5 protein-coding genes and 1 tRNA gene are annotated in these 5,533 nt (G+C 68.2%); 3 read left to right on the forward strand and 3 right to left on the reverse strand.

The features are described from left to right. Window positions 1–2,571 (forward strand): diguanylate cyclase domain-containing protein (locus AC1D01_RS18680; RefSeq protein ID WP_477868879.1); only part of this gene is annotated, 2,571 nt, incomplete at its 5' end. Between the two features lie 69 nt (window positions 2,572–2,640). Here the strand turns inward: AC1D01_RS18680 and AC1D01_RS18685 are convergent. Then, window positions 2,641–2,714, reverse strand: a tRNA-Gly gene (locus tag AC1D01_RS18685). A 73-nt stretch (window positions 2,715–2,787) separates the two neighbouring features. Here AC1D01_RS18685 and trmB point away from each other — a divergent pair. Beyond that, window positions 2,788–3,480, forward strand: coding sequence for a tRNA (guanosine(46)-N7)-methyltransferase TrmB (trmB, locus tag AC1D01_RS18690; RefSeq protein ID WP_477868881.1), 693 nt, complete (start codon window positions 2,788–2,790; stop codon window positions 3,478–3,480). Here trmB and AC1D01_RS18695 read toward each other — a convergent pair whose 3' ends face one another. Both AC1D01_RS18695 and apbC read right to left on the reverse strand, forming a co-directional pair. Then, the gene (locus AC1D01_RS18695) at window positions 3,481–3,735 is read right to left on the reverse strand and encodes a hypothetical protein (protein WP_477868883.1); all 255 of its coding nucleotides are present in this window, start codon (window positions 3,733–3,735) and stop codon (window positions 3,481–3,483) included. A 9-nt stretch (window positions 3,736–3,744) separates the two neighbouring features. Continuing rightward, window positions 3,745–4,836, reverse strand: a complete 1,092-nt coding sequence (apbC, locus tag AC1D01_RS18700) for an iron-sulfur cluster carrier protein ApbC (protein WP_477868885.1) — start codon at window positions 4,834–4,836, stop codon at window positions 3,745–3,747. A 104-nt stretch (window positions 4,837–4,940) separates the two neighbouring features. Between apbC and AC1D01_RS18705 the strand changes: the two genes are divergently transcribed. Then, window positions 4,941–5,533 (forward strand): class I tRNA ligase family protein (locus AC1D01_RS18705; RefSeq protein WP_477868887.1); only part of this gene is annotated, 593 nt, incomplete at its 3' end.

Here is a 5,533-nt window from a genome sequence, read left to right on the forward strand (position 1 = left end):
ACCCTTCCCTCTCCTGGCCGGCTGTCCGCGAACGCGAGCCTGGCGTTCCTGCTCAGCGGCATCGGCTTCTGGCTGAACAGGCAACCCTCCACCAGGCCTCGCCAGCTCGTCTTCCTGGCGCTGTCCCTGGCCGTTTTCATCATCGGCCTGGCCGGACTGGTCGGTCACTTCGTGGGCCTGGAGACGCTGTACTGGGTGGCGAGCTTCAACCGGATCCTGCCGGTCACCGCGCTCGGACTCTCGGTCGTCGGCTCCGGCCTGTGGATGCTCCACGGAGCCTCCCAGGCGCTTGAACCCAAGGTGTTGCAAAGGACCGAGCAGCGCATCAAGCGGCGCTCGATCGCGGTCATCACGCTGGTCGCCCTGGCGGGGGGCGTGGCGGGTTTCGGGGTCATGCGCGACACCTTCGAGCGCTCGGTCGCAAAAGACATGCTGCTCATCGCCGAGACGAACGCCACATCGCTGGCCCACACCATCGAGGTGAGCCTGTGGTTCCCGAGAACCGTGGCGACGCGGCCGGCCGCGCGCCAGGCCCTGGACAGGCTGAGCACGGCACCCGACGACGCGGTGGCCAAGGAGTTCCTGCAGCGGGTTGCCGACAGCGTCCTGACCACCGACCTGACCGGTGTGGAGATCTACGCCGCGAATGCCACGTGCGTGGCGCAGGCGGGCTCCATGACATCGGCGAAGACGCAAGTCATCCAGCGCCTGTCGACCACGGGGTCGACGACCTCCCTGGCCTGGCGGGAGGGGTACCTGCTCTTCACGTCAACCGACGTCCGCGTCGGGGAGCGCACCGTCGGACGCGTGCTCACCGAGCAGCGCATGCCGCTGTTCGATCGTCTGCTGGCGGACATCCGAGCGTCCCGCGACACATCCGACGTGGCGATCTGCGGCCGCGACCAGGACAGGCTGGTCTGTGCGCCGAACCGGTTCAGGCCGTCCGGGTTCGAACTGCCGATGTTCGACGCGGCCGGCAGTCCCACCCTTCCGGTGGCAAGAGCCGTGCTCGGCGAACAGGGCGTGCAGTTCCTCGACGACCAGCGCGGCAACCCTGTCCTCTCGGCCTTCGCGCCGATCAAGGATTTCGGGCTCGGGTTCGCGGTGCGAACCGATGTCGAGACGCTCTATGCGCCGATGAGGTCACGCCTCAACCTTCTTGCGTTGGCGCTTGTCGGCATCGTCGCGCTGGCCATCTATGTCCAGCACAGCGAAGTGAGGCCGGTGCTCAGGCAATTGGTTGCGAGCGTCTCGGCTGCCGAGGCCGCGGAACAGGCGGTCCGTGCGAGCGAGCACCGGCTGCGCATGGTGACCGATCACCTGCCGGCACTGATCTCCTACCTCGACTGCGACCTGCGCTTTCGCTTCGTCAACCGGACGTACCAGCAATGGTTTGGCGATGCAGCGGCGCCGCAGATCGGGGCGAGCGTGCGGGAGTTCTATGGCGAGCAGGCCTGGGTGGAGGTCGAGCCCCGGCTGCGGGAAGCCCTGGGAGGCCACGAGGTTGCGTACGACCGGGAAATGGTGCGCCCCGAAGGTCGTCGCCATGTGCAGGTCACGGCCGTTCCCGATCGCGACGAGCAGGGCAAGGTCGTCGGGCTGTATACCCTCGTCGCCGACGTCACCTCGTACCGCGAAGCGCAGCGAGCGCTCCAGGAGAGCGAGGCSCGTCTGCGCACGGTGGCCGATGCGCTGCCGATGCGYGTGGCCTACATCGACGCCGACGAGCGCTACCGATTCAACAACCTGGCCTACGAGCGAGGYTTCGGCCGGCCGCGYGACGAGMTCCACGGGCAGACCGTGCGCGCGCTGCTGGGCGATGCGGCGTACSRCAMGRTCGAGCCGCACATWCGCGCCGCGTTGCGGGGMGAGGCYGTCACGTTCCAGAGCGAGATGWCCAAAGGCAGCCATGTCTGCTACGAGGCSCAGTACATCCCGCAGCTCGCCGCCRACGGCAGCACGGTGCTGGGCTTCCACGCCGTGGTCAGCGACATCACCCGCCAGAAGCTCGAAGAGAAGCGGCTGATCGAGCTGGCACGCGTGGACCCGCTCACGGGCCTTGTCAATCGCGCCGGCTTCGAGTTGCGCGTCGCCGAGGCGATGGAGCGCTGCCGCGCCACGGGTGCACTGATGGCGCTCATGTACCTCGACATCGACCGGTTCAAGCAGATCAACGACCGACACGGACACAACGCGGGAGACGCACTGCTGCGGGGCTTCGCGGACAGGCTGTCCCAGACCTTGCGTTCCAGTGATACCGTCGCCCGCCTGGGCGGCGACGAGTTCACGGTGATCATGGAAGGCCTGCCGACGCCGGAGATGGCCGCAACCGTCGCCGCCAAGATCGTCCAGGCCATGAGGACGCCGTTCGTGATCGACGAGCAGACGATCGATGTCACCACCAGCATCGGCCTGGCGTTCTACCAGGGTGACGCCACGACCGTCGAGGCGCTCGTCCGGCAGGCGGATGTGATGCTTTACCAGGCCAAGGGCGCGGGCCGCAACAACGTCCAGGTGGCGCTTCGTCTTGTCGAAGGGGGCAAGGCCCCGAAAGCTCGTCCGACTCAGTGATCGGCACATCGAGGATGACGGTCGATCGATCGACTGAGTGCGTGGCGCCGTTCTTCACAGGTCGATTGGTGGAGCGGGTGAAGGGAATCGAACCCTCGTATGAAGCTTGGGAAGCTGCCGTTCTACCATTGAACTACACCCGCAGCGGGCGCGATTCTAGCGCGTGCTCGGGCACAATTCGGCCCCCTGCCCTCCAGGCACGCGTGCCGAATTGCCATGACCGCCCCCACCGACCCCACCGTTCCGCTGCGCGGCATCAAGAGTTTCGTGCTGCGCGCCGGYCGCATGGGCACCGGCCAGATGCGCGCGCTCGAGACGCTCGGGCCGCGCTACCTGATCCCGTATGCGCAGCAGCGCTTCGACCCGCAGGCCGCGTTCGGCCGCGCCGCGCCGCTGGTGCTGGAGATCGGCTTCGGCATGGGCGACGCCACCGCGGCCATCGCGCAGGCGCTGCCGGGCACCGATTTCCTCGGCGTCGAGGTGCACACGCCCGGCGTGGGTGCGCTGCTGAAGCACATCGGCGAGAAAGAGATCGCCAACCTGCGCATCGTGCAGCACGATGCCGTCGAGGTGCTGGAGCACATGATCGCGCCCGGCTCGCTGGCCGGCGTGCATGTGTTCTTTCCGGACCCGTGGCACAAGAAGAAGCACAACAAGCGCCGGCTGATCCAGGCGCCGTTCGTCGCCAAGCTCGCCGCGCACCTGGCACCCGGCGGCTACCTGCATTGCGCGACCGACTGGCAGCCCTATGCCGAGCAGATGCTGGAGGTGCTGTCGGCCGAGCCCGCGCTCGCCAACACCGCCGCGGGCTATGCGCCCAAGCCGGCCTATCGCCCGCTGACCAAGTTCGAGAACCGCGGCCTCAAGCTCGGCCACGGCGTCTGGGACCTGGTGTTCACGAAGCGCTGATCAGCCTTTGGGCGACGCTGCCGACGCCGCGCTCGGCGGCACGAAAGGCCCCGGGTCGACACAGTGGGCGGGCTTCTTCGCCCTCGCACCCGACGCCGCCGGCCCGTAGCTCGGTGCCCGCTTGCCCGCCTTGCACTGCTGGAAATCCTGCAGCTTGCGCGCCCAGGCGGCGCGCGCCGCGCCCTCGTCCTCGGGCGCCGCCATGCTGGCCGCTGCCGCCAACAACGCCATCGTTCCGACAGGCATCCAGCGCATGCGCATTCCTCAGGTGGTCTTCGAGATCGAGATGGTCGGGAACTTCGACGAGAAGTCCTTGGACCGCTGCGCGATCTTCGCGGCCAGTTGGCGCGCGATCGCCTTGTAGAGCCCGGCCGTCTCGCCGTCGGGCTCGCTGACCACCGTCGGCTTGCCCGAATCGGCCTGCTCGCGGATGGACAGCGCCAGCGGCAGCGCGCCCAGGTAGTCCATGCCGAACTCGGCCGCCATCTTCTTGCCGCCATCGGCCCCGAAGATGTGCTCCACGTGCCCGCAGTTGCTGCACACGTGCACCGCCATGTTCTCGACGATGCCCAGGATCGGCACGCCGACCTTCTCGAACATCTTGATGCCGCGGCGCGCATCGATCAGCGCGATGTCCTGCGGCGTCGTCACGATCACCGCGCCGGTCAGCGGCACGCGCTGGGAGAGCGTCAGCTGGATGTCGCCGGTGCCGGGCGGCATGTCGACGATCAGGTAGTCCAGGTCGCCCCAGTTGGTCTGCCGCAGCAGCTGCTCCAGCGCCTGCGTGGCCATCGGGCCGCGCCAGATCATCGCGTTGTCGCGCTCGACCAGGAAGCCGATCGAGATCACCTCGACGCCATGGTTGCGCATCGGCTCCATCGTCTTGCCGTCGGCGCTTTCCGGGCGGCCTTCCAGGCCCATCATCATCGGCTGGCTCGGGCCGTAGATGTCGGCGTCGAGGATGCCGACCTTCGCCCCCTCGGCCGCCAGCGCCAGCGCCAGGTTGGCCGCGGTCGTGCTCTTGCCGACACCGCCCTTGCCCGACGCCACCGCGACGATGTTCTTCACGTTGGGCAGCAGCTGCACGCCGCGCTGCACCGCGTGGGCGGTGACGCGGGTCGCGATCTCCACGTCGACCCGGCCGACGCCCGGCAGCGTGCGCACCGCCTGCTGCAGCGATTCGCGCAGCGCCGCGTGCAGGCTCTTCGCGGGGTAGCCGAGCTCCAGCTCGAAGCTCACGTCCGCCCCCTGGATGCGCAGGTTCTTCACCTGGCGGCCGCCGACGACGTCCTTGCCGGTGAGCGGGTCGTTGACGGTCTGCAGGGCAGCCAGGAGGGCGGATTCGGTGATGGTCATGGCAGGCAATCGGGTGGCGGCCGGCAGTCTAGCCCACACCCCTTCTCCCTCGGGCCGTCAAGCCTAGAATCGCCCCCTTCCCCCCGTTGATCCGGACGCCTCCGATGACCCGCAAGCTCTTCGTCACCACCGCCCTGCCGTACGCCAATGCGCCGTTCCACATCGGGCACATGATGGAGTACGTGCAGGCGGACATCTGGGTGCGGTTCCAGCGCATGGTCGGCAACGAGGTGCACTTCGTGTGCGCCGACGACGCCCACGGCGCGCCGATCATGATCGCCGCCGAGAAGGCCGGCAAGACGCCGCAGCAGTTCGTCGCCGAGATCGCCGCCGGCCGCAAGCAGTACCTCGACGGCTTCAGCATCGGCTTCGACAACTGGCACTCCACCGACGGCCCCGAGAACCACAAGCTGGCGCAGGACATCTACCTCGCGCTGCGCAAGGAGGGCCTGATCGCCGAGCGCACGATCGAGCAGTTCTTCGACCCGGTGAAGGCGATGTTCCTGCCCGACCGCTACATCAAGGGCGAATGCCCGCGCTGCGGCACCAAGGACCAGTACGGCGACAGCTGCGAGAACTGCGGCGCCGTCTACGCGCCCACCGAGCTGAAGAACCCCTACTCGGCGCTCAGCGGCGCCACGCCGGTGCTCAAGAGCAGCGCGCACTACTTCTTCCAGCTCTCGTCGCCGCGCTGCAT

It is taken from the genome of Rhizobacter sp. P3_B12 (genome assembly GCF_056402895.1).

What these genes read in the sequence shown, in the direction of transcription:
- AC1D01_RS18695 (WP_477868883.1), bottom strand. Translation starts at nt 3,735, where the DNA reads ATGCGCTGGATGCCTGTCGGAACGATGGCGTTGTTGGCGGCAGCGGCC.
- apbC (WP_477868885.1), bottom strand. Translation starts at nt 4,836, where the DNA reads ATGACCATCACCGAATCCGCCCTCCTGGCTGCCCTGCAGACCGTCAAC.